The organism is Streptomyces sp. NPDC089919 (assembly GCF_040684615.1).
Lineage (GTDB): Bacteria > Actinomycetota > Actinomycetes > Streptomycetales > Streptomycetaceae > Streptomyces.
Map to the genome: position 1 here is coordinate 124944 of NZ_JBFBGK010000002.1, position 22996 is coordinate 147939.

A 22996-nucleotide genomic window follows, 5' to 3' on the forward strand; every position below is an offset into this window, starting at 1 on the left:
CCGCGAAGCGGGCGCGGGGGTGGGGGTGGTTCTCCTAGGGTGGTTGCGAGCCTCACGGTCCGTGGCGAGGAGAGCGATGACTGCCCAGCACGAGGATCTGATCGGCCGGCTCGAACAGGGGCCCTGTTTCCTGCTCCTTGGCCAGAAGTACCTGCTGTTGGAGAGCGGGGTCGACCCGCTCGCCGCCCCCGCCGCCCGCGCCATGGGCGGCCCCGCGGATGCGGACGACCTGTACCGGCTGCTGCTCAAGGTGCCCGCGCCGCGCAAGCAGGACGTGCTCAGCGCCCTCACCAAGTCCGCCGAGGACCTTGCGGAACCGCCCTGGCTCAAGGTCGCCGCCGACCTGCCGTGGAACGGCGTGTTCACCACCGCCGTCGACTCGCTCCTCGTCAAGGCCCTGCGCAACGACTCCCGCACCGTCCAGCCCGTCGCCTCCTCCAACTACCGCCCGCCCGCGCCGCGCAGCCGCAACCGCGTCCAGGCCGTGCTGCTCTTCGGCGGCGCCGACCAGCCCCCCGAGGACCAGCCGCCCACCAGCCGGCTCGAACTGGGTGCCCGGCGGGTGGCGGCCCGCCACCTGGCCCAGCGCCTGCCGGACGAACTGATCACCCCCCGCGGGGTGTTGGTCATCGAGGCCTGGAGCACCGACGACTGGTTCGGCGCCGAAGACCTCTACGGCCTGCTCAGCCGGCTCGGCCGCGGGCAGGCGCACCTCTTCTCGGCCACCGAGATCGAGCTGGAGGACGAGTTCGTCGCCGCCGCGATCGAGTCCGGCGTCCTGGTGCCCCACGAGGAGGACTTCGCCAGCTACATCGAGGACGCCAAGCGCCGCGGCCGCCTCGCGGGCCTGCACCGCTTCGACTCCGGCGGCCACCAGATCCGGCTCACCTCCGAGGGCGTCGCCGAACTCCACGAGGTCCCCCGGGACATCTGGAACTCCGTCGCCTCCTTCGGCCAGCCCATAGACGTGGACCTGCTCAGCCCGCCGGTCAACCAGTCCGACGAGCTGCGCTACGCCCGCTTCCGGGAGTTCCTGGGCGCCAGCGAGGCCTCCTCGCTGTGGACCGCGGTGGCCAACGGCCTGCCGTTCCGTCGCGACTACGAGAGCTCGCTGCGCGAGCGGGTGGACGCCGCCCTCTCCGGCCGCGGGCTGCTGGAGCGCCCGCTGCTGCTGGCCGGCCCCACCGGCACCGGCAAGTCCATCGCCCTGGCCTCCCTCGCCTACGCCGTGGCCCACCAGAGCGGCCACGCCGTCCTGCACATCCCGCGGCGCGCCAACCGCCCGTCCTACGACGCCATCGACACGTTCTGCAGCTGGGCCGAGACGATCTCCAAGTCCAGCACCCTCCTGGTCTGGGACGGCATGGTCGACCAAGACGAGTACTTCCGGCTGGCCAAGTACCTGGACTCGCGCGGCCGCCGCACGGTCCTGGTGGGCAGCTGCTACCGCACCGACGACCGGTCCCGCGAACACCTGGTGCACGCCCCCGCCACGCTGCGCCAGACCGAGATGCGGCGGTTCGCCGGGCACCTGGAATCGCTCGGCATCGTCATCCCGGAGAACGTCCGCGCCCGGATCCAGCAGGACAAGACCTTCCTGTCGGCCCTCTACCGGCTGCTGCCCGAGACCCGCGGCCAGGTCAGCGGGGGCCTGGTCCTCGAACTGCGGTACGCGGAGACCGCCCTCACCAACGAGGCCCGCAACGCCAAGGAGTACGACCCGCCCACCGCGATGGCCGCCGCCCTCCACAAGGCCGGCCTGGTGGACAACCTCGAAGCCACCCTGCGCGAGATGGAGGACTCCGGCGAGGGCTCCTCGTACCGGGGCCCCTACGAACGCCTGGTCAACATCGTCCTGGTGGTCTCCCGGCACGGCCAGGCCATCCCGCTGGAGCTGGCCCTGCGGGTGGTCGGCCGGGACGGAGTCCGCAACCTCCCCCAGCTCCTCGGCAAGGTCGACCTGATCCGCTGGGAGGAGGACAACGACGGCAACTACTCGCTCAGCGCCCGCAACGAGCTCGAGGCCGAGATCCTGGTCCGGGCCGAGCGCACCAGCGACGAGTCCGAGATCGAGGCCATCGCCGAGGCCCTGGCCGAGGTGCGGCCCGACAGTTCCACCGGCGGTGGCGGCGAAGTGCAGTTCGCCGTCGACCTGTTGAACCGGATAGGACCGCAGGGGGCCCAGGAGGAGCGGTACGCCGACTACTTCCTGCGCATCGCCGACGCCTTCGCCACCGCCAACGGCGCCGCCCACTACCCCAGTCCGCGCCTCGCGCTGCTGGAGACCAACCTGTGCCGCGAGTGGGTCAAGTTCTGCCAGCGCAAGAAGTTCTCCAACGTCGAGACCCGCACCGAGGTGCTGCGCCGCGCCGAGGACGTCGTCGAGGACGCCCTGGCCACCGGCTCCTTCTCCACCCGCTCCGGGGTCCGGCCCAACCTGATGGTGGAACAGGCCAGCGTCATCGGCGCGCAGATCCACGAGCTGCTGCGCAGCGGCCCGGACGGCGGGATGCCCGATCCGGTCCCGGTGGAGCGCATCCGTGAACTGGTCGCCCGGGTGCTGCGGATCACCTCCGACTCGATGGGCATCACCTCCGACAAGTACTACCCGGTCGACGTGGTCTGCTGGGTGACCAACGAGATCCTGAAGAACAAGGCCCTGCCCTCCGCCGACGCCGACGAACTCCTCGCCGAGTGCCTGTCGCGGCTGTTGCTGATCGACGTGGGGGACCTCAGCCCCAAGCAGGAGGCGAAGTACAACGCCCGCTTCGCCGACATCGCCGGGCTGGCCAAGGACGACCGGCTGGCCGAGGAGAAGCTGCGGGAGCTTGCCGAGCACGACCAGCCGCTGGCGGCGTACCTGTACGCGCTCCGGGTCAGCGGGCTGATCAGCAACGACCCGGATCCGGCCGGTATCCGCAAGGCCTTCGAACACCTCCAGTCGCGGGCCGCGGCCATCGACGACCGCCGCTGCCTGCGCCTGCTGGTGGACCTCTTCTGGATGGCCAAGACCGGTTTCCGCTTCATGGCGGGGGAGCTGGAACGGCTCACCCTGCCGCTCAGCCGCAAGGACTGGGAGGAGTGCCTGGAGTTGGCGAACAAGCTCCAGGACCTCGACGAACTCTCCAACCTGCGCGTGGAGTTCATGCGGGCCCTGGCCCTTTTCCACCTGGGGCACCTGGCCCCGGCCTTCGACGCCTTCCGCAACGCCGAGCGCCAGTCGTACCAGTTCCGCCGCCGCATCGTGACCATGTACGTGGCCAGTGACGCGACCGGCCAGCCCCGGCGCTTCCACCCGACCATCCGCCGGGTCGACCCCGACCAGCGCAAGGGGGTCTGCTGGGTGGAAGAGCTCAAGCGTGAAGTCCCCTTCCAGCCCTACGATTTCGGCATCACCGATCCGACCCGCGGACTGGCCCTGTCGGAGGCCTACGTCACCTTCAACCTGCGCGGTCCGATACTGGAGCCGGTCAGGCCGGGCGGCAACCGGCGCAGCCCCAACGTGATCCCGGCGCAGCACGGTGGACCGGTGCTGGGCGGGGGGCGGCCGGGATGACGGCCGAGGCGCCGCCGGAGGCGGGGAAGTCCGGGGAGACCCCGCTCACCATGCTGACGGAACTGGAGCACGGACGGCAGGAGTTGGAATCGCTCTGCCACGCGCTCACCGGCCACCCGGCCGGTGACCAGCTGACCGTCCCCCGCCCGGTGCTCGCGCCGCCCGAGTACGGCTTCTACTCCACCACCAACTGGCTGTCCTCCTGGCTGGCGGAGGCCTGGACGACCAGCTTCACCTTCCTGTTCGACCAGGCCCGCGTGGTGGGCGTGGACAGTGCCGCCGCCGGCGGGTTCCCGTACACGCTGGACCGGCTGCGGACCCGGTTCGCCCACAACCTCGACCTCGGGGTGCCGCGGGACCGCGAGACCCAGGCGGCCTGCTACGAGTGGTTCAAGCGCTCCTGCGGCTCCGCCGTGCCCAGCGGCGCGCAGTGGGAGCCCTGCCTGGCGGCCCTGCTCGAAGCGGCAGTGCAGTACGTCGCGGTGGCCATCGAGATCACCCGGGCCATCGAGCAGCACCCGGACGCGGAGACCCTGATCGGCCGCTGGCGGACCAAGCTCGGCCGCTCCGGGGTGGTGTACGACTACCTGGCCGTGCTGGAGCGGGCCGCCGGGGATCTCGGGCTGCTCGGCCTGGACCTGCGGGACGTCCGGGACCGCTACCGGCGGCGCTGGGACCAGAGCCTGGCGCTGGTTCCGGCGGCCGCCGACGTGGACGAGGTGACGCTGCGGCAGATGGAGCAGACGTTGCTGGCCGAGAGCGGACGGGTGCTGCCGGTCACCGCGGGCCAGGTCATGGAGCGGCTGCGGCTCACCCCGGGGGCGGACGTGGCGGCCGCGCTGCGGCTGGGCCAGGTGCTCTACGTCCTCAACCCCTCCCAGGACCGCACCGCGTTATTGGACGCGATCGTGCTGAACTGGGGCCGGATGGCCCCCGACCGGTGATCGGCCGGGGCGCCCCCGGCGGTCAGGAGCGGTGGTACTGGACCGGGGTCGTGACCTCGCCGCCGAGCTCGCGGGCGGCGTGGCGGGGCCAGTAGGGGTTGCGCAGGAGTTCGCGGCCGAGGGCCACGGCGTCGGCTTCGCCGTTGGCGATGATCTTTTCGGCCTGCTCGGGCTCGGTGATGAGACCGACGGCGGCGACGGGGAGCCCGGCCTCCTCGCGCACCCGGGTGGCGAAGGGGACCTGGAAGCCCGGGGCCACGGGGATCTTGGCGTGCGGGGAGTTCCCGCCGGTGGAGACGTGCAGCAGGTCGACGCCGTGCTCCTTGAGGAGGGTGGCGAGGCGGACCGTGTCGTCGCCGGTCCAGCCCTCCTCCGCCAGCCAGTCGGTGGCGGAGATGCGGAAGAAGAGGGGCAGGTCCTGCGGCCAGACGGCGCGGACGGCGTCGACGACCTCGAGGGCGAAGCGGGCGCGGTTCTCGAAGGAGCCGCCGTAGCCGTCGGTGCGCCGGTTGGAGTGGGGGGAGAGGAATTCGCCGATGAGGTAGCCGTGGGCGCCGTGGATCTCGGCGACCTGGAAGCCGGCGTCGAGGGCGCGGTGGGCGGCGTCGGCGAACTGGGTGACGACCTCCTGGATCCCCTCGACGGTGAGCTTGGTGGGGACGGGGTGCCCCTCGGCGAAGGCGACCGGGCTGGGCCCCAGCGGCTGCCAGCCGTGCGCGTCGGGGCCGACCGGTGCGCCGCCCTTCCAGGGGCGCTCGGTCGAGGCCTTCCGGCCGGCGTGGGCGATCTGGATGCCGGGGACGGTGCCCTGGCTCTTGAGGAAGGCGGTGATCCTGCGGAAGGCCTCGGTCTGGGTGTCGTTCCAGATGCCGAGGTCATAGGGGGAGATCCGGCCCTCGGGGCTGACGGCGGTGGCCTCGACGATGGCCAGCCCGGTGCCCCCGGTGGCGCGGGCGGCGTAGTGGGTGAAGTGCCAGTCGGTGGGGACTCCGGCCTCGGGGCCCTGCGGGGCGGCGGAGTACTGGCACATGGGTGCCATCCAGACGCGGTTCGCAATGGTCAGCGATCGCAGGGTGTAGGGGTCGAACAGGGCACTCATGACAGCTCCGTTTCGGGCACCGCGCCAGATGGCTTGTACGGGAACGACCGTACTACGAGATCTGCCGTAGTACGAGATTCACCGTACTACGAGTTTCTTCGTATTACGAGAGTTCTCGTACTACGAGCTCCATCGGAGTACGATGCACACGGCGGGACCCGGCAGCCGGGCGGCACGACGGTCGGCGGGATCCGGCCGGGACCGAGGAGCGGAGCAGATGTTGACCGAGGCAGCGACCCAGCGCACCCTCGCCCACCCCGAGCGCCCGGAGATCCGGCTCCACGAGGTACTGGCGGCCCTGGCCGACCCGGTACGGCTCCAGATCGTCCGGCGGCTGGCCCTGGCGGCGGGTGAACTCGCCTGCTCCACCTTCGACCTGCCGGTCACCAAGTCGACCACCACGCACCACTTCCGGGTGCTGCGGGAGAGCGGCGTGATCCGCCAGACCTACCGGGGCACGGCCAAGATGAACCTCCTCCGCGAGGCCGCCCTGGCCGAACTCTTCCCCGGCCTGCTCCCCAGCGTGCTGGCGGCGGCCGCGGCCGAGGAGGCGCGGGGTACGGCAGGCTGAGGGGCGGGCGGCACACCGGGGGCGACGGCTGACGGAGCCGGCGCCCCGACCGTCAGCCCGCGGCCTCCGCCGCGGCCAACAGCCCCGCCCAGTCGGGGATCTTGACCGAGCCGCGGCCCAGCGAGTGCCCCAGGGACAGCTCCGCCGCCTCGATCGAGAGCCAGCCCGGCCACTCCACCGGCCGGGAGCCCGCCGCCCGCAGCGCCGGCAGCGGATCGGGCAGCGAACGGGCCGACAGCGACGGGGCGTCCGCCAGCAGCGAGGTGGCGGTCTCCTTCGCGCAGGGCCGGTTGGTGCCGATCACGCCGGTCGCCCCGCGCTTGATCCAGCCGGCGACGTACTCGCCCGGCGAGGGCGCCCCCGCGCGCAGCACCCGGCCGGCCTCGTGCGGCACCGTGCCGTGCGCCGGATCGAAGGGCAGCCCCGGCAGCGGGGTGCCGGTGTACCCGACCGAGCGCAGCACCAGCTGAGCCGCCACGTCCTCGTACGTCCCGGTGCCCCGCACCCCGGCCGGCCCGTCGGGCAGGGTCCGCTCGCAGCGCACCGCGCCCACCCGGCCGTCCGGTCCGGGCAGCAGTTCCACCGGGCGCAGGTAGAAGCGCAGCCCGAGCAGCCGGGCCCCGGCGGCCGGCGGCCCCGCCTCGGCCCAGCTCCGCAGCACCTCCACGTTGCGCCGGTTCACCGCGGGCAGTGCCGCCGGGTCGGCGTACGCCGGGTCCAGCGCCAGCTCGGCCGGGTCCACCACCACCGCCACTCCCGGCAGGGCGCCCAGCTCCCGCAGCTCCTTGGTGGTGAACCGGCCCTGCGAGGGCCCCCGGCGGGCCACCATCCGGACCTCGCGCACCCCGCTGCCGGCCAGCGCGCCGAGGGCCGGCTGCGGCATGTCGGTGGGGCGCAGCTCCTCGGCCCCGCGGGCCAGGATCCGGGCCACGTCCACCGCGACGTTCCCCGCGCCCACCACCACCGCCGAGCGCACCCCCTCGAGCGCGAAGGAGTCCGTGGCGGCGTCCGGGTGCGCGCTGTACCAGGAGACGAAGTCGGTGGCCGGGTACACGCCCGGCAGGTCCTCCCCGGGGATGCCCAGGTGCCGGTCCCGGGCTGCGCCGACGCAGTAGACCACCGCGTGGTAGAGCTCCAGCAGGCGGGCCGGGGTCAGCGCCCCCTCGCCCACCTCGACGTGTCCCAGGAAGCGGATCCGCGGGTCCTCGAGCACCGTGCGCAGGTTGCCCTGGAGCGACTTGATCTTCTCGTGGTCGGGGGCCACGCCGTACCTGACCAGCCCGTAGGGGCAGGGCAGCCGGTCGAGCACGTCCACCCGGACGTCCGGCACCACGCTCTGTTCCACCAGCGTCTGAGCGGTGTAGACCCCGCTGGGGCCCGAACCGACGACAGCGACCCGAAGCACGGCGGCGCTCCTTCCCGCAGGGGTGTTCCCAGGATGGGCGTTCCCCAGCATGACACCGGGGCCCGGACCCGTCAGCCCATGGCCCGCATCCGGTCGATCTCGGCACCCTGCTGGGCGATCACCTCGGTGGCCATCTCCTCGACGGCGGTGTTGTTCCCGTCGGCGAGGGCTTCGCCGGCCATGGTGAGCGCGCCGCGGTGATGGGCGGTCATCAGCTCCAGGAAGCGCCGGTCGAAGGCGGCGCCGCGGGCCGCGGTCAGCGCGGCGAGCTGCTGCGGGGTGGCCATGCCCGGCATGGCGCCGGCGTGGTCGTGGTGCATGCCGGCGGCGCCGGCCGCCGGGTCGGGGTGGGCGGCCAGCCAGCCCTCCATGGCCCCGATCTCCGGGCGCTGGGCGGCGGCGATCCGCTCGGCGAGGCGCCGTACGGCCGCCGAGCCGGCCCGGGCGGGGGCCAGGGCGCTCATGGTCAGGGCCTGCCGGTGGTGCTCGATCATCCGGTTCACGTAGCTGAAGTCGGCGGTGTCGGGGGAGTCGTCAGGCCGCTCCCGGGCCGCCTCGGCGGCGGTCAGGTGCCGGTTCGCCCCGCCCGGCCGGCCGGGCGCCACCACCACCGGGGCCCCGTCCCGGGCGGCCGCGCCGGGCCCGGCCGCGCTGCCGCCGCCGCCGCTGTCGCAGCCGGCCAGCACCGCGATCGCCAGCAGCCCGAGGGCGGCCGCGCGGGCTAAGTGAGGGTGGGTCAGCACAGCGGCCTCCAGGGGGAGTCGGCGTCGTCAGGTGCCATCTGTTGCCATGTGCATGATAGGGAACATACTGCCGGGGTCCATGTTCCGTGCCCACCGTGCATCAGCTGATTCCAGGGAGGAAGCAGTGACCCCGTTGCACACCACCCCCGTGCGGCGCAGGCGATTAGGAGCGGCCGCGGCGGCGGCCGGACTCCTGGCCGCCCTCCTGGCGGCCGTCCCCGCGGCCGCCACCCCGGACCCGGGAGGCACCCCCGACCGGGGCGTCTCCGCGCGGACCGCGCAGTCGGTGAAGGCGGCCATCGCCGCCGGCGAGATCCCCGGCCAGGACGAGATCGTCCACAGCGACAACGTCGAGCACCTGGCCAACCTGCCCAAGGACGCCCTGACCGGTTTCGACACCGACCTCGCCTTCCAGGACGGCTACGCCTACGCGGGCAACTACGACGGCTTCGTCGTCTACGACATCAGGCGGCCGGCCGCGCCGCGGGTGGTCAGCCAGGTGCTCTGCCCCGGCAGCCAGAACGACGTCTCGGTCTGGGGGAACCTGCTCTTCCTGTCCACCGACTCCTCGCGCAGCGACAACTCCTGCAACAGCGTCTCCCAGCCCGCGACCGAGAAGTCGTCCTGGGAGGGCATCAAGATCTTCGACATCCGCGACAAGGCCAACCCGAAGTACGTCGCCGCCGTCGAGACCGCCTGCGGCTCCCACACCCACACCCTGGTGCCCAGCGGCAGCTCCGTCTACCTCTACGTCTCCTCGTACTCGCCCAGCGAGGCCTTCCCGGACTGCCGGCCGCCGCACGACGGGATCTCCGTCGTCAAGGTGCCCAAGCAGGCACCCGAACAAGCCAAGGTGGTCGGCTTCCCGGTGCTCTTCCCGGACGGCGGCAACCCGGGCGCGCCCACCAACCCCGGGGTCACCAAGACCACCGGCTGCCACGACATCACCGTGCTGCCCTCGAAGAAGCTCGCGGCCGGTGCCTGCATGGGTGACGGCATCCTCTTCGACATCAGCAAGCCCGAGCAGCCCAAGGTCCTCGACCGGGTCCAGGACAACGTCAACTTCTCGTTCTGGCACTCCGCCACCTTCAACGAGCGCGCCGACAAGGTCGTCTTCACCGACGAGCTCGGCGGGGGCGGCGGAGCCACCTGCAACGCGGCCACCGGCGCCACCCGCGGCGCGGACGGCATCTACGACATCACCGGCCGGGGCGACCAGCGCAGGCTCGTCTTCCGCAGCTACTACAAGATGCCCCGCCCGCAGGCCGACACGGAGAACTGCGTGGCCCACAACGGCTCGCTGATCCCGGTGCCCGGCCGGGACATCATGGTCCAGGCCTGGTACCAGGGCGGCGTCTCGGTCTGGGACTTCACCGACTCCACCCGGCCGCACGAGATCGGCTACTTCGAGCGCGGGCCGCTGTCCACCACCGCCCTCAGCGTCGGCGGCTCCTGGTCCGCGTACTACTACAACGGACACATCTACTCGAACGACATCGTCAAGGGCCTCGACGTGCTGTCGATCCGCGACCCGCGCACCGACCCGGCCGAGGACGTCCGGCTGGACCGGCTCAACGTCCAGAGCCAGCCGGACTACCGCTACTGAGGAGCGTCGCCGGGCGGCTCCCCGTCCGGCGGCACCCCCATCTCCCAGTCCAGGCCGTAGCGGTGGAACAACTCGGCGCGCAGCTGGGCCATCGGCATCGGCGCCCCCGGCAGCACCACCGAGAACACCGCGCCCATCAGGAGCGCCCGCAGCAGCGGGTAGTCCCGGTCGGGCACGGGCGAGCCGTACGAGACCACCGCCCCCCGCAGCAGCTCCGCGAGCCGCTGCTGCTCGGGACACTGGACGAAGCCGTCGGCCGACAGGATGCCCGCCATGTGGGTCCGCATCAGCAGCCGCTGCTCCACCGCCAGGCCCAGGATCGCGTCGATCGCCCGGGCCAGCAGCTCCCGCCCGTCCTCGGTGTGCGGCTCGCGCTCCAGCCCCGCCGACAGCGTCATGTGCATCAGGCGGTGCACCGCCGACTGGAGCAGCTGGCGCTTGCCCGGGAAGTAGTACGAGACCAGGCCCCGGGCGGTACCGGCCCGGTCCGCGATGTCCCCGAGGGTGGTCGCCTCGTAGCCGTGCTCGGACACCAGATCGACCGTGGCTTGCAGCAGCCGTTCCCGGGAACGCCTGCGCAACTCTTCATTGACCGATGGGCTGCGCGGGACCATGCTTACTCCTGCGTTGACTGGCTCCCAGCCAATATACTCAGCGCAGACCTCCATGGGGCGGTTCCGGCAGTCCGGAGTCCGGTGGAGGTCAGGCCGGCGTGCCGGTACTGGGGCGACGCGGGGGATCGTCCCAGTACCGGCCCCGTGCCGCCCGGCCGCCGCCTGCGGCGTCAGCGCTCCTCGAAGACCAGGTCCTCGGGCGGGGTGGTGAGCCGTACCGTCCGCCCCGTCACCTCGACCACCGTCGACAGGCCCGTGTACTGGCCCCGGGAGAGCACCAGCACCCGGTCGTCCCGCTGGTCCAGGAAGGCCCGGAAGCCCGCGAGCGAGGGATCGCCCGCTCCCAGGGTCAGGTAGTCGGCCAGCCGCCGGAAGAGCTTGGGCAGCAGCACCACGCTCTCCGTCAGCGACCCGAGCCCGTCGGTCTTGGCCCCGCTCAGGGTCGCGTCCACGGGCCACAGGCCCCAGCCGGCGGACCGCGCCCGCACCACGGCCGCGGTCATCGCCTCCCGCAGCTCCGGGTACAGCTTGCTGTAGTACGTCGGATAGGCGAGCCCCTGCGCGAGCTGGTGGTGGTTCACGCTCTGGCGCACCAGCTCGGCGTCCACGTGCACCTGCGCGCCGCTCGGCGCGGGCGCCGGCCCCCGGCCCGCGATCGCCACGCAGCGGCCGTTGACGTCCGCCCCGCGGGTCAGCACGTACCCGGGCACCTGCGCGGGTTCCGAGCCGGTGACCGTGCCGGAGGCGTCGCGCAGCACCGAGGTGAAGCCCAGCCGGCCGGTCAGCTCGGCCGCGGCCTGCTCGGCGTACGGCGCCGGCTGGTGCAGCTCGCTGCCGTGCGCCGGGGTGTAGTGGGTCTCCAGGGTGTCGATGCCGTCCAGCCGCAGCTGGGCCGAGCCGCTTTTGTTCCGGCGCACCGCGTGCGGGCCCGGTACCAGGTCCCAGTGGGCCGGATCGGCCGGGGTGAAGCGGACGGAGTCGCCGTCCGGGCGGGCGCCCAGCACCCGGTAGCTTCCCTCGATCACGAGCATCGGCATGGCGGCCTCCCCGTCGACGGTCCCCTCCAGGATCGCGGACCCGGCGCGGACCGGCCAGGGGTGGCGCCGGGATTTCGGCCAACACGCGGTCGAACGCGGGAGGTTCAGCTCAGAGCGGTGAGCCCCGGGGCGAAGGCGACCAGCAGCGGGACGGCCGGTACCAGCGCGGCGGCCGCGGTCAGCCGCAGCCGGCGCAGGGGGGTCAGCCGGGGCTTGGCGGTGAGCAGCCGGCGCACCCGCTGCGGGACGTGCGCGTGGGTGCTGGGGCAGGGCCCGAACACGCCGGTGTGCTCGTTGAGTTCGATCAGCGCCAGGGCGATGGTCAGCCGCCCGTACCGCTTGGAGGCCGCGTCGTCCGCGGCCAGCTCCACCAGCCGGTGCATCTCGGCGCGGAACGCCGCGAAGACCGGCACCTGCGGGAACCCGCCGGCGAGGGCTTCCGCGCAGTGCAGCAGCCAGTCGTGCCGGGCGACGGCGTGCCCCTGCTCGTGGGCGAGTACGGCGTCCAGCTGGCGGCCCTTCAACCGGCTGAGCGCGGCCGTGGTGACCACCAGCTGCGCGGCCGGGCCCGGCAGCCACCAGGCGTCGGGGCGCGGCCCCTCCAGCACCACCAGGCGCTCGGCGCCCGGGTCCTCGCCGGGCAGCAGGGGTGCCCGCTGGTGCAGCTCGGCCCGCTCGCGGCGGCGCCGGGACCGGGTCCGCAGCACCTCCGCGGCCAGCTTCGCCCCGGTCCACAGCCCGCCCATCGCCAGCAGCAGCGCGGTACCGGCCGCCACCGGGCTCCCGGCGCCCTGCGTGTACGCGTCCACGACGGCGTGCGGCGCCGAGCCGAACACCCGCCCGCGCACCACCAGCCAGGCCGCCGAGGCGCTGAGCACCATCGACAGCGCGAAACAGAGCAGCACCGCGGCCACGGCACACTGCCACACCCACAGCGCGACCACCGGTTCCCGCTCGGTCCAGTCCGCCCGACCCAGCAGCCGGGGAGCAAGAAGAGCGGTCAGCACGCCGAGCAGCAGAAGTACGGCCGGGACCATCATGCCGCCACCCTATGAGCGCGACGCTACCTGCGGGTATGGGACGGGTGGGGGAGTGATGGAGGCCACGTCGGGGGCCGGGCAAATCCAGCCTCGCCGGGGGCACCTCCCAGCGGTAGCTGGGGGAGTTTGAGGCGCGGGGGTCCGGGGGCGGAGCCCACGGTTTCGGGGAGGGGCGGGTAGGGGAACTGCTCCGCGCAGCGGCCACCCGTCACACCCCCAGCAGCATCGCCACCATCCCGATCCCCATCGCCAACCGGCACGCCTCCGCCACCTCGGCCCGCCCCGCCGACCCGACGACCCGCGCGAGAACCGGGCCGCCGGCCGGGGCCAGGCCGGCGCGCACCGCGGCGGGGGCCGGGGCGAGGCCGGCGTGCACCGGGGCGGCGGGGCCCGCCGGCCCCGGAGACCCGGCCGCCGGGACGAGCCGCGCCCCGCCCCACAGCACGTACACCGTGTAGTAGAGGAGCAGCACCCCCGTCAGGAGCGGCACCCCTCCCGCCCCCGCCGCGGCGGAATGGTGGTGGCCACCCCCGGCCCCGCCCACCCCACCGGCCCCACCCGCCATCGAGACCGTCATGTAGACCATCGCCCCCGACCCCACCAGATGGTGCAGATGGTGCCCGCCCCCCGAGCCCCACCGCCCCCGCGCGGAGAAGAGCTGCCACAGCGCCCCGGCCGTCGCTGCCGCGAACACCGCCCCCAGCAGCCACATCCACGGGTCGGAGCCGGCGGCCGGCGGCAGGGCCATGGCGGCCATGCCGAAGGCCATCAGGGCCTCGCCGCCCGCCCCGGCCCGCTCCTGCCCGGACCCCGCCCGCAGCCGCAGCAGGCAGGACGCGCCGCTCAGCGCGCAGACCGCCACCAGCAGCCAGCCGGGCGTCGCCGTACCGTGCACCGCGCCACCTCCCCGGTCGGCGGCCGACGCCGCCGTACGGGAACATGCCCGCCGGGCGGGGGGCGCACGCGAGCGCAGCGGGGCGCCCGGGGGCACCGGGGTCCTTACGCGTGGTTGAGGGGGGCCGGGTTACCCTCGGCACACCCCGGCACAGCCACGCGAACGGAGCACGACCCATGGACCACAGCGGCACCCGCACCGAGGCCGACCCGACCTTCCGGGCTGCGGAAGTCACCGACGTGCCGGAGCTGGTGGCCCTCGTGGAGTCGGCGTACCGGGGCGACGCGAGCCGGGTCGGATGGACCACCGAGGCCGACATCCTGGACGGCCAGCGCACCGACCCCGAGGGCGTGCGGGCGGTGGTCGAGGCGCCCGGCAGCACCCTCCTGGTGGTCGAGCGGGACGGCCGGATCGTGGCCTGCTGCCAGCTGGAACACCGCGGTGAGCACGCCTACTTCGGCATGTTCGCGGTCCGTCCCGAGCTCCAGGGCGCGGGCCTGGGCAAGGTCATCATCGCCGAGGCCGAGCGCCGGGTGCGGGCGCAGTGGGGCGCGCGCGAGATGCACATGACCGTGATCTCGGCCCGCGAGGAGCTGATCGCCTGGTACGAGCGCCGCGGTTACCGGCGTACCGGGAAGACCAGCCCCTTCCCCTACGGGGACGAGCGCTTCGGCCTGCCCAAGCGCCCGGACCTCGAGTTCGAACTCCTCGTCAAGGAGCTCGCCGGAGCCTGAGCGCCCGGCGGGGCGGCCGGGGCCCGGACCGGCTCAGGCGGTGAAGCGGCCGGTCCGGCGGATCTCCGGGTAGCCGGTGGCGGCGCCGTCCAGCTGGAGCGCCCGGGCCAGCCGCAGCCGGTCCAGGGTGTCGACCACCCAGCCCGTCACCCGCAGCCCGGCCTCGTGCGCCGCCTCGACGGTCTCCAGCGTGAGCCGCCGGATGTCCAGGGCGAGCGTGTCCGCCCCGGCCGCCAGGGCCCGGGCCACGACCTGCTCGTCGTACCGGGCGGCGGTCAGCGCGGTGCGTACGCCCGGCACCAGCCGGGCCACCTCGGCGAGTACGGCGTCGTGCGCGGAGGAGACCACGACCCGGCCGGTCAGGTCCCGGCGCAGCAGCACCTCCGCCAGCGCCCGGGCCACGGCCGGGTCCTGGACCTCGGTCTGGAGCGGGGTCCGCACGGCGTCCAGCACCTCCTCGAACACCGGGATCCGCTCGCCCTGACCGGCGTCGAGCTCGCGCAGCTCGGCGAGGGTCAGCTCGGCGACGGCACCGGAGCCGTCGGTGGTGCGGTCGACCTCGGCGTCGTGCAGGACGACGAGCGCGCCGTCCTTGCTCAGGCGGAGGTCCAGCGCGATCACGTCCATGCCGGAGCGCTCGGCGCGGACGAACGACCGAAGGGTGTTCTCGGGTTCGACTCCCATGACCCCGCGGTGACCGATGGTGAGGAAAGTCAAGGTTCTCTCGCTTCCGTCGACGGCGGCTCCCGCGCGGGGCCCTGACCGCCGCGCGGTAAGCAGGCAGCGTAGTGGGCGGTCAGCGGATTGAGACCGTCCGCGCACGCACCGTTGCGGCCTCCCCGCCCAGTTCCCGCCTGGCCCCTGACCCCCCGAACCCCTCCCGCCCCACCCGCCACGTCACCCACCCGTGGGCGCGTCCCCCGTGCCTTGACGCGGGGCGCCGCCGCCGGCCGGCGGCGGGCCGTCCGCGAGCTCGTCCAGGTCGGCGAGGAGGGCTTCGGCGAGGGTCAGTTCGGCCTCGTGGTGGCGCTCGCTCCAGCGGAGGGCGAGTTCGGGGTAGGTCCAGGCGGGCGTGTCCGCGGCCCGGGTGCGGGCTTCGCGGACCTCGGCCAGCTCCTCGCGGGTGCGGGCGATGTGGTCGGCGACCACGGCGCGCAGCCGGGCCGGATCGGCGAGGTGGCCGAGCCAGACGCGCAGCAGGACGCCGTGCTTGAGGACCGGTGGGCCGGCCTCCGCCGTGTCCGAGGCCCAGTCCGCGAGGGCGGCCCGGCCCGCGTCCGTGATGGCGTACCGGCGCTTGGTGCGCACCTCCTCCGGGCCCGAGCGGCGGGAGTCGGCGTATCCCAGCCCCTCCAGGCGGCGCAGTTCAGCGTAGATCTGGCTGATCGCCGGTGACCAGTAGAAGAAGCGCAGCGAGGCGTCCGCCCACTTCTTCAGCTCGTAGCCGGTGCGTTCGCCCGGGAACGAGAGCAGGCCGAGCACGGCCCAGGCGGTGGCGGGCAGTTCCCGGGCCCGCGCCTCTTGCTTCTTTCGGATCTGACTACTAGTCATATGGCGAATTGAAGTAAGGCCGGGCACGGGACGCAACCCCCTGGAGGGCACCGTGAAATTTTCCGTCATCTTCGAGGCGCAGCTCGCCGACCCCACCGTGGAGCGTGAGCACCAGGTGATCCGCGACTGCGTCGAACAGGCCGTCCTCGCCGAGCAGATGGGCTTCGACCGGATCTGGGCGGTGGAGCACCACTCGCTGAAGTGGTACGCCCACATGTCGGCTCCGGAGATCTTCCTGACCTGGGTGGCCGCGCGGACCAGCACCATCCGGATCGGCCACGGCGTGGTGTGCATGCCGTTCCGGTTCAACCACCCCGTGCGGGTGGCCGAGCGGGCCGCCATGCTCGACCTGCTCTCCGGCGGGCGGGTGGACCTCGGCGCCGGCCGCGGCGGTACCGAGCAGGAGACCTCGCTGTGCGGGGTGGACCGGGAGCGCACCACCCAGGAGGTGGAGGAGGCCCTGCGGATCATCGGCCGGGCCTGGCAGGAGGACGAGCTGGAGCACCACGGCGAGCTGCTGGACATCGCCCCGCACCCGATCCTGCCGCGGCCGGCCCAGTGGCCCCACCCGCCGCTGTTCCTCGCCTGCAGCCGGTCCCAGACCCTGGTGCAGGCGGCCGAGCTGGGCATCGGAGCGCTGGTGATGGGCTTCGCCGGCCCCGAGGCGGTGGCCGGGCTGCGCGCCGACTACGACCGGGCGATCGCCGCCCGCGACGGCAGCCGCTTCGTCTCCACCGTGGTCAACGACCACTTCTCCGTGCTCTGCCCGACCATCGTGCTGGACGACCCGGCCGAGGCCCGCCGCATCGGCGTCCGCGGGCAGCGCTTCTTCGCCCAGTCCATCGGGCACTGGTACGGCGGAGCGGGCGTGCCCGACGAGGCGGTGGTGGCGGGCGGGGACGAGGCGGCCGAGATGCGGCGGGCCGCGGAGCAGGTGGTGGCCCGCCTGCACGAGCAGGACATACCCGTCCGGCCCAACGCGACCGCCACCTTCCACGCCGAGCACGCCTACGGCAGCGCCGACGACGCCATCGCCTACGTCGAGCGGCTGCGCGAGGCCGGCGCCGACGAGGTGATGTGCCTGATCCAGATGGGTACGGTGCCGCAGGAGGCCTGCCTGGAGACGCTGCGGCAGTGGGGCGAGAAGGTCATCCCGCACTTCCGCACCGCATGAGCCCCGCCCCCGCGCGTCGCAGCCTCCTGGAGGTGTCCTCATGACCCCCGACCCGCTCGCCCCGCACGTCCGGGCCCTCGCCGACGCGATGGGCGCGGTCTTCCCCGACCTCGGCGGGCGGGTCACCGACGCCGCCGAGGCGCGCCGGATCCTGGCCGCCGCCCCGGCCTCGCCGCGCCGGCCGCCCGAGGTCGCCGGGGCGGCCGACCGGCTGGTCCCCGGGCCGCCGGGGGCCGGCCCGGTCCGGGTGCGGGTCTACCGGCCGGCCGGGCCGCCCGGCCCCCGGCCCACCGTCGTCTTCTGCCACGGCGGCGGCTGGGTGCTGTGCGACGTGGACGCGTACGACACCACCGCGCGCGAGCTGTGCCGGGCCGCCGGCGCGGTGCTGGTCTCGGTGGAGTACCGGCGGGCCCCGGAGGACCCCTTCCCCGCGGCCGTCCACGACGTCCACGCGGTGCTGCGGTGGGCGGGGGAGCGGATCGCGGAGCTCGGCGGCGATCCGGACGCCCTGGTGGTCGCCGGGGACAGCGCGGGCGGCAACCTGGCCGCCGCCGCGCTGCTGCTGGCCCGGGAGCGGGGCGGCCCCCGGGTCGCCCTCCAGGTGCTGGTCTATCCGGCGCTGGACGCCGCCCGGGAGGGTGACTCCCATCACGTCCACGCCCGGGACGGCTTCCTGACCGCCGCCCACCTGGGCTGGTTCTGGGAGCAGTACCTCGGCCCCGGCGGGGACGGCGGGCACCCGCTCGCCTCGCCGCTCCGGGCCGACCTGCGGGGGCTGCCGCCGGCCCGGGTGGTGACCGCCGGCTGCGACCCGCTGGCCGACGACGGGGCGGCGTACGCAAGGGCGTTGCGGGCCGCCGGCACCCCGGCGGACCACGACGCGTACCCGGGGATGTTCCACGGCTTCCTCGCCCTCACCGGACTCCTCGACGAGGCTGACGCGGCCATGGCGAGGATCGGCGAAGCCGTCGCCGCGACGGTGGTGCGCGGGAAGAATTCCGGTGGATCTGGGGGTGGCGCAGGATAATTTGTTGATCGCCCTCTTGAGCAGGAGAGCCCCACATGCATACGCTGTCTTTACGTGAGGTTCTCCTGTGGAGGAAGTGACATGACGGAAACTCTTGTGCAGGGTGTGGGCGGTGGCGCGATAACCGCCGGTATGCGGGTGGTGGATCACCCCGCATGGCCCGTGCTCAAGGCCGCCGTGGAGGAGCTGCGCCCTTGGCAGTCCAAGGACGGCTCCATCGACTTCGAGGCGGAGGGCGCCCCTGAGCGCGCCACCGTCGAGGCCACCCTGGAGCGCGTGATCGGCGCGGTCGAGGAGCTTTCGCCGCTCCTGCCGCACGCCACCGCGTACCACCAGGCCCTCGTCACCGACCTGCGCAAGTGGGCGGCCGACGGCTACCGCGTGCCGGACTTCCTGGACTCGCTGCTCGCCTTCCACCCGGCCGCCGAGCGCGCCGACGGCCTGCAGCACCTCGTCGTCTTCCCGATGTACACGCAGAACGGCAACCCGGACCGCAACCTGGAAGCCGTCGCGCTCAAGATGGTGTGGCCCGAGTGGCTGGCCGAGCTGGAGCGCACCCGGTACGACAACCCGCTCTTCCTGGGCATCACCTTCCAGGACTTCACCGCGGGCTACGACACCAACTCCGCGGTGCTCTTCCCGGAGACGATCGCCGTGCGCGAGGCCCCCGAGCGCTTCACCTGGGGCGGCATCTTCTGCGACCGCGAGGCGGCCCGCTTCCGCAAGGTCACCGAGGCGGCCGTGGAGACCCTGGGCCTGGAGCTGCCCGAGGACATCCGCGACATGATCGGCGACCAGGACCGCTGCGAGAAGGCGTTCGTCCTGTGGGACATGGTCCACGACCGCACCCACAGCCACGGCGACCTGCCGTTCGACCCCTTCATGATCAAGCAGCGCCAGCCGTTCTGGATGTACGGCCTGGAGGAGCTGCGCTGCGACCTCACCGCCTTCAAGGAGGCCGTGAAGCTCGAGGCCGAGGGCAACGCCCACGGTCGTGACGTGCAGTACGCCGTCCTCTTCGACCGCATGTTCCGCTTCCCGCTCACCGGCGACCGCAACCGCAACTACGACGGTCTCGGCGGCCAGCTGCTCTTCGCGTACCTGCACAAGCACGACGTGATCCGCTGGACCGACAACAAGCTCAAGATCGACTGGCAGCGGGCCCCGCAGATCACCAACCAGCTCTGCGGCGAGATCGAGAAGCTGTACCGCGACGGCATCGACCGCCCGAAGCTGGTGCACTGGTTCAAGGCGTACGACCTGGTCTCCGAGTACCTGGCGCCGCACCCGGGCTCCAAGTGGGCCAAGGGCCCCGACGCCCTGGACCTGACGCAGCCGCCGCGCAAGCTCGTGGACGACGTGCTTCCGGACGAGTTTCCGCTCAGCATGTTCTTCGAGGCACTTGCCAAGAAGCTCAAGGGCGTGATCGCCGCGACCAAGGGCATCACCGCGGAGAACGCCGAGCGGGTCGCCGCGTGAGCGGTTCCGCTTCCGAGCACGTCACGAACCCGAACGGGGAGATCATGGGCAACGGGAACGGGCCGCTGAGCGGAGCGGTCATCGCGGTGGCCGGGGCCGGCGGCCCCGCCGGACGGGCCGCACTGCTGCGGCTCGCCGAGGCGGGCGCCACCGTCGTCGCCTCCGACGCCGACCCGGCCCGGCTGGCCGAGTCCGTCGACGCGGCGCGGTACGCCCACGGCGGCGCCACGGTCACCGGCGACACGGTCGACCTGCTCGACCTGGAGGCCACCAAGGCCTGGGCCGACCGCACCGAGAAGGAGTTCGGCCGGCTCGACGGCCTGGTGCACCTGGTCGGCGGCTGGCGCGGCAGCAAGACCTTCACCGACGTGGACCTCGCCGACTGGGAGCTCCTGGAGAAGCTGCTGATCCGCACGGTCCAGCACACCTCGCTCGCCTTCCACGACGGACTGCTGCGCAGCGACAAGGGCCGGTACGTGCTGATCAGCCAGTCCGGCGCGCACAAGCCGGTCGCCAACAACGCCGCGTACAACGCCGGCAAGGCGGCGGCCGAGGCGTGGACCCTGGCGATGGCCGACTCCTTCCGCAAGGCGGGGGGCGAGGACGGCCCGACCGCCGCGGCTGCGATCCTGGTGATCAAGGCACTGGTGCACGACGCGATGCGCGCCGAGCGTCCCAATGCGAAGTTCGCGGGCTTCACCGACGTCACGGAGCTGGCCGAGGCCATCGCCGGCGTCTGGGAGCGGCCCGCCCCTGAAGTGAACGGACAGCGTCTGTGGCTCACCCCGCAACCGTGAGGACCGATGCCCGCCGCCACCACGACCCGGCGGTGCGCGGATTCGCCAGTGACAACTACGCGGGAGTACACCCGGAGATCCTCGAGGCGATAGCCCTCGCCAACGGCGGCCACCAGGTCGCCTACGGCGAGGACCAGTACACCGAGCACCTCCAGAAGATCATCCGCAGCCATTTCGGCCCCTACGCCGAGGCCTTCCCGGTCTTCAACGGCACCGGCGCCAACGTCACCGCCCTCCAGGCGATGACGGACCGCTGGGGCGCGGTGATCTGCGCCAAGTCCGCCCACATCAACGTGGACGAGGGCGGCGCGCCGGAGCGCATGGCCGGTCTCAAGCTGCTCGCCGTGCCCACTCCGGACGGCAAGCTCACCCCCGAGCTGATCGACCAGGAGGCCTGGGGCTTCGAGGACGAGCACCGGGCGATGCCGCAGGTCGTGTCGATCACCCAGAACACCGAGCTGGGCACGGTCTACACCCCGGAGGAGATCCGGGCCATCTGCGAGCACGCGCACGGGCTCGGCATGAAGGTCCACCTCGACGGTGCGCGGATAGCCAACGCCGCGGCCTCCCTCGACGTGCCGATGCGCACCTTCACCAACGCGGTGGGCGTCGACGTGCTGTCCTACGGCGGCACGAAGAACGGCATGCTCTTCGGCGAGGCCGTGGTCGTGGTCAACCCGGACTCGGTCCGGCAGATGAAGCACATCCGCAAGATGTCGATGCAGCTCGCGTCGAAGATGCGGTTCGTGTCCGTGCAGCTCGAGGCGCTGCTGGCCAAGGACCTGTGGCTGCGCAACGCCCGGCACGCCAACGCGATGGCGCAGCGGCTGGCCGACGGCGTGCGGCAGGTCGACGGCGTGGAGATCCTGTACGCCGTGCAGGCCAACGCGGTCTTCGCCCAGCTGCCGCACGAGGTCTCCCGTCGCCTGCAGGAGCGCTACCGCTTCTACTTCTGGGACGAGTCGGCCGGCCATGTCCGCTGGATGTGCGGGTACGACACCACGGAGGAGGACGTCGACGGCTTCCTCCAGGCGCTCAAGGAGGAGATGGCCCGCTAGCCGCGGCCGTCCGACCCCCGTCCGGGTCGCCTCCTGAGGGGATCCCGTCATGGGCGTCTCTGAATAAATATGCCCACCACCGTAAATCTATTGATTCACGCTGGTGGGCATATTTATGCTTCCGATCATGGAACTGATCCAGTTGAAGCCGGACCTCGCCGCCTATCTCGAGGCGGACGCGGCCATCGACCACGGCCATCCGGTCGTACGCGAGACGGCCGCCGCCCTGTGGGAACAGAGCGGCGACGCATACTCATACGCGAAGGCAGCTTTTGAGTTCGTGCGCGACACCGTCCCGCACTCCGCGGACTCCGGGGACCCGCGGGTCGCCTGGCGGGCCTCCGACGTCCTCGCCACCCGCAACGGCATCTGCTACGCCAAGGCCGTGGCGCTGGCCGCGCTGCTGCGGCACCGCGCCGTCCCCACGGCCCTGTGCTACCAGCTCCTGGGCGAGGACGACGGCAGCGGCCTGGTCCTGCACGGCCTGGTCGCGGTACGCCTGCCCGGCCGCGACCGCTGGTCCCGGCTGGACCCCCGGGGCAACAAGCCCGGCGTGGACGCCCGCTTCGACCTCGACCGGGAGCGGCTGGCCTTCCCGGTACGGCCGGAACTGGGCGAGGTCGACCACCCCGGTCTGTACGCGGCCCTGCCCGCGCCCGTCCTCGACGCCCTCACGGCCGCCGCCGATCGGGCCGAGCTCTGGCGCACCCTGCCCAGCGCCCTCTAGGGCCGCCGGGGCGGTCCGGGTGAGCAGCAGCACCCCGCGGGTGGCCGCCAGTGCGCCGGTCACGGCCAGCAGGACGCCCAGCGCGCCGCCCTGCAGGCGCTCGCCGAGCAGGATCATGCCGATGGCCGCGGCGGCCAGCGGGTTGGCGAGGTTGACCACGGCCAGCGGGGCGCCGAGCCCGCCCCGGTAGGCGCGCTGCGAGAGCAGCAGTCCGCCCACCGCGAAGAGCACCACCAGCGCGGCCACCGCGACCACCCGCAGGCTCAGCAGCGACCCACCCCGGCCGCCCGCCACCGCGACGGTCTGGGTCAGCGCCGAGGCCACCGCGGAGGCCAGCCCCGAGGCGGTGGCGTGGCGCAGTCCCGACTTGGGGTCCTTGCGCGCGGTGAGCACCATGATCACGGCCGCGGTCGCCCCGGAGACGGCCAGCGCCTCGGGCAGGGTCAGGGTGTCGTCCGGTGCCGGGCCCGAGGCCGGGAGCAGCAGCAGGCCGAGGCCGGCCACGGTCGCCAGGGTGCCGCGCCACTCGGCCGGCACCACCCGGCGGCCGGCGCCGCGGGCGCCCAGCGGCACGGCCGCCACCAGGGTCAGTGCGCCCAGCGGCTGCACCAGGGTCAGCGGGCCGTAGCGCAGGGCCGCGGCGTGCAGCAGTGCGGCGGCGGCGTTCAGCCCCGCCGCCCACCACCAGGCGCCCTGGCCGAAGAGGGCGCCGGCGGTGCGGGCGGTGGCCCGGCGGGCCAGCCGCTCCTGGGCCACGGCCGCGGTCGCGTAGGTGACGGCCGAGGCCAGGCAGAGCAGCACGGCGAGCAGGGTGGCGTTCATCGTGCGGCCCCGGTGCGGGCGGCACGAGCGCCCGGTGCGGTGGGGGAGGTCATCCCGGGTCTCGCTTCTTTCGTACGGGTGCCGCCCGGTGATTCCAGCGGCACGCCAGTGTATCGA

At 73.3% G+C, this 22996-nt stretch carries 20 protein-coding genes and 1 pseudogene; 11 read left to right on the forward strand and 10 right to left on the reverse strand.

What is annotated here, in order from left to right:
• The first annotated feature begins 76 nt into the window (after positions 1–76).
• On the forward strand, positions 77–3556 hold the full coding sequence (locus AB0O40_RS01640) for a hypothetical protein (protein ID WP_365034489.1): 3480 nt from the start codon (positions 77–79) through the stop codon (positions 3554–3556).
• Positions 3553–4500: a hypothetical protein gene (locus tag AB0O40_RS01645; RefSeq protein ID WP_365034491.1), complete on the forward strand. Its 948-nt coding sequence runs from the start codon at positions 3553–3555 to the stop codon at positions 4498–4500. Before AB0O40_RS01640 ends, AB0O40_RS01645 begins: the two co-directional genes overlap by 4 nt.
• Positions 4501–4522: 22 nt before the next feature.
• On the opposite strand, the gene AB0O40_RS01650 is transcribed toward AB0O40_RS01645, so the two are convergent.
• A complete protein-coding gene (locus AB0O40_RS01650) occupies positions 4523–5599 on the reverse strand; it encodes an NADH:flavin oxidoreductase/NADH oxidase (protein ID WP_365034493.1) in 1077 nt (358 codons plus the stop codon).
• Between the two features lie 217 nt (positions 5600–5816).
• On the opposite strand from AB0O40_RS01650, the gene AB0O40_RS01655 reads away from it, so the two are divergent.
• On the forward strand, positions 5817–6170 hold the full coding sequence (locus tag AB0O40_RS01655) for a helix-turn-helix domain-containing protein (RefSeq protein WP_365034495.1): 354 nt from the start codon (positions 5817–5819) through the stop codon (positions 6168–6170).
• A gap of 52 nt (positions 6171–6222) precedes the next feature.
• Here the strand turns inward: AB0O40_RS01655 and AB0O40_RS01660 are convergent, their stop codons facing one another.
• Complete coding sequence (locus AB0O40_RS01660) at positions 6223–7575, reverse strand: FAD-dependent oxidoreductase (protein WP_365034497.1); 1353 nt, start codon at positions 7573–7575, stop codon at positions 6223–6225.
• A 71-nt stretch (positions 7576–7646) separates the two neighbouring features.
• A complete protein-coding gene (locus AB0O40_RS01665) occupies positions 7647–8318 on the reverse strand; it encodes a DUF305 domain-containing protein (RefSeq protein WP_365034499.1) in 672 nt (223 codons plus the stop codon).
• 124 nt (positions 8319–8442) lie between these two features.
• Between AB0O40_RS01665 and AB0O40_RS01670 the strand changes: the two genes are divergently transcribed.
• Positions 8443–9924, forward strand: a complete 1482-nt coding sequence (locus AB0O40_RS01670) for a hypothetical protein (protein WP_365034501.1) — start codon at positions 8443–8445, stop codon at positions 9922–9924.
• Here the strand turns inward: AB0O40_RS01670 and AB0O40_RS01675 are convergent.
• From AB0O40_RS01675 to AB0O40_RS01690, 4 genes are all read right to left on the reverse strand, one after another.
• Positions 9918–10538: a helix-turn-helix domain-containing protein gene (locus AB0O40_RS01675; RefSeq protein WP_365034503.1), complete on the reverse strand. Its 621-nt coding sequence runs from the start codon at positions 10536–10538 to the stop codon at positions 9918–9920. The two genes, AB0O40_RS01670 and AB0O40_RS01675, sit on opposite strands and share 7 nt — an antisense overlap.
• Positions 10539–10708: 170 nt before the next feature.
• Positions 10709–11575 (reverse strand): nuclease, encoded by an 867-nt coding sequence (locus AB0O40_RS01680; protein ID WP_365034505.1) that lies wholly within the window; start codon positions 11573–11575, stop codon positions 10709–10711.
• Positions 11576–11679: 104 nt separating this feature from the next.
• Positions 11680–12615, reverse strand: coding sequence for a M56 family metallopeptidase (locus AB0O40_RS01685; protein ID WP_365034507.1), 936 nt, complete (start codon positions 12613–12615; stop codon positions 11680–11682).
• Positions 12616–12823: 208 nt separating this feature from the next.
• The gene (locus AB0O40_RS01690; RefSeq protein ID WP_365034509.1) at positions 12824–13510 is read right to left on the reverse strand and encodes a DUF5134 domain-containing protein; all 687 of its coding nucleotides are present in this window, start codon (positions 13508–13510) and stop codon (positions 12824–12826) included.
• A 176-nt stretch (positions 13511–13686) separates the two neighbouring features.
• Here AB0O40_RS01690 and AB0O40_RS01695 point away from each other — a divergent pair, with 176 nt between their 5' ends.
• The gene (locus tag AB0O40_RS01695; protein WP_365034511.1) at positions 13687–14244 is read left to right on the forward strand and encodes a GNAT family N-acetyltransferase; all 558 of its coding nucleotides are present in this window, start codon (positions 13687–13689) and stop codon (positions 14242–14244) included.
• A gap of 33 nt (positions 14245–14277) precedes the next feature.
• Here the strand turns inward: AB0O40_RS01695 and AB0O40_RS01700 are convergent, their stop codons facing one another.
• Together AB0O40_RS01700 and AB0O40_RS01705 are read right to left on the reverse strand one after the other, a co-directional pair.
• A complete protein-coding gene (locus AB0O40_RS01700) occupies positions 14278–14961 on the reverse strand; it encodes a glycerophosphodiester phosphodiesterase family protein (protein WP_365034513.1) in 684 nt (227 codons plus the stop codon).
• Positions 14962–15141: 180 nt separating this feature from the next.
• Positions 15142–15795 carry a PadR family transcriptional regulator gene (locus AB0O40_RS01705; protein ID WP_365034515.1) on the reverse strand — a complete coding sequence of 218 codons (654 nt, stop codon included), beginning with the start codon at positions 15793–15795 and terminating at the stop codon, positions 15142–15144.
• A gap of 52 nt (positions 15796–15847) precedes the next feature.
• On the opposite strand from AB0O40_RS01705, the gene AB0O40_RS01710 reads away from it, so the two are divergent.
• The 6 genes from AB0O40_RS01710 to AB0O40_RS01735 all read left to right on the forward strand — a co-directional run bounded on the left by AB0O40_RS01710 (position 15848) and on the right by AB0O40_RS01735 (position 22057).
• Positions 15848–16969: an LLM class flavin-dependent oxidoreductase gene (locus AB0O40_RS01710; protein ID WP_365034517.1), complete on the forward strand. Its 1122-nt coding sequence runs from the start codon at positions 15848–15850 to the stop codon at positions 16967–16969.
• Between the two features lie 40 nt (positions 16970–17009).
• Complete coding sequence (locus tag AB0O40_RS01715) at positions 17010–17996, forward strand: alpha/beta hydrolase (protein WP_365034519.1); 987 nt, start codon at positions 17010–17012, stop codon at positions 17994–17996.
• 81 nt (positions 17997–18077) lie between these two features.
• Complete coding sequence (locus AB0O40_RS01720) at positions 18078–19475, forward strand: DUF6421 family protein (protein ID WP_365034521.1); 1398 nt, start codon at positions 18078–18080, stop codon at positions 19473–19475.
• 44 nt (positions 19476–19519) lie between these two features.
• Entirely contained in the window at positions 19520–20272 is a 753-nt protein-coding gene (locus AB0O40_RS01725) for an SDR family oxidoreductase (RefSeq protein ID WP_365034610.1), read from the forward strand.
• A complete protein-coding gene (locus AB0O40_RS01730; RefSeq protein WP_365034523.1) occupies positions 20269–21330 on the forward strand; it encodes a low specificity L-threonine aldolase in 1062 nt (353 codons plus the stop codon). Before AB0O40_RS01725 ends, AB0O40_RS01730 begins: the two co-directional genes overlap by 4 nt.
• A 127-nt stretch (positions 21331–21457) precedes the next feature.
• Positions 21458–22057, forward strand: coding sequence for a transglutaminase family protein (locus AB0O40_RS01735; protein ID WP_365034612.1), 600 nt, complete (start codon positions 21458–21460; stop codon positions 22055–22057).
• A 15-nt stretch (positions 22058–22072) separates the two neighbouring features.
• Here AB0O40_RS01735 and AB0O40_RS01740 read toward each other — a convergent pair.
• A pseudogene (locus tag AB0O40_RS01740) lies at positions 22073–22879 on the reverse strand (DMT family transporter); the annotation flags it as partial.
• Positions 22880–22996: the final 117 nt, after the last annotated feature.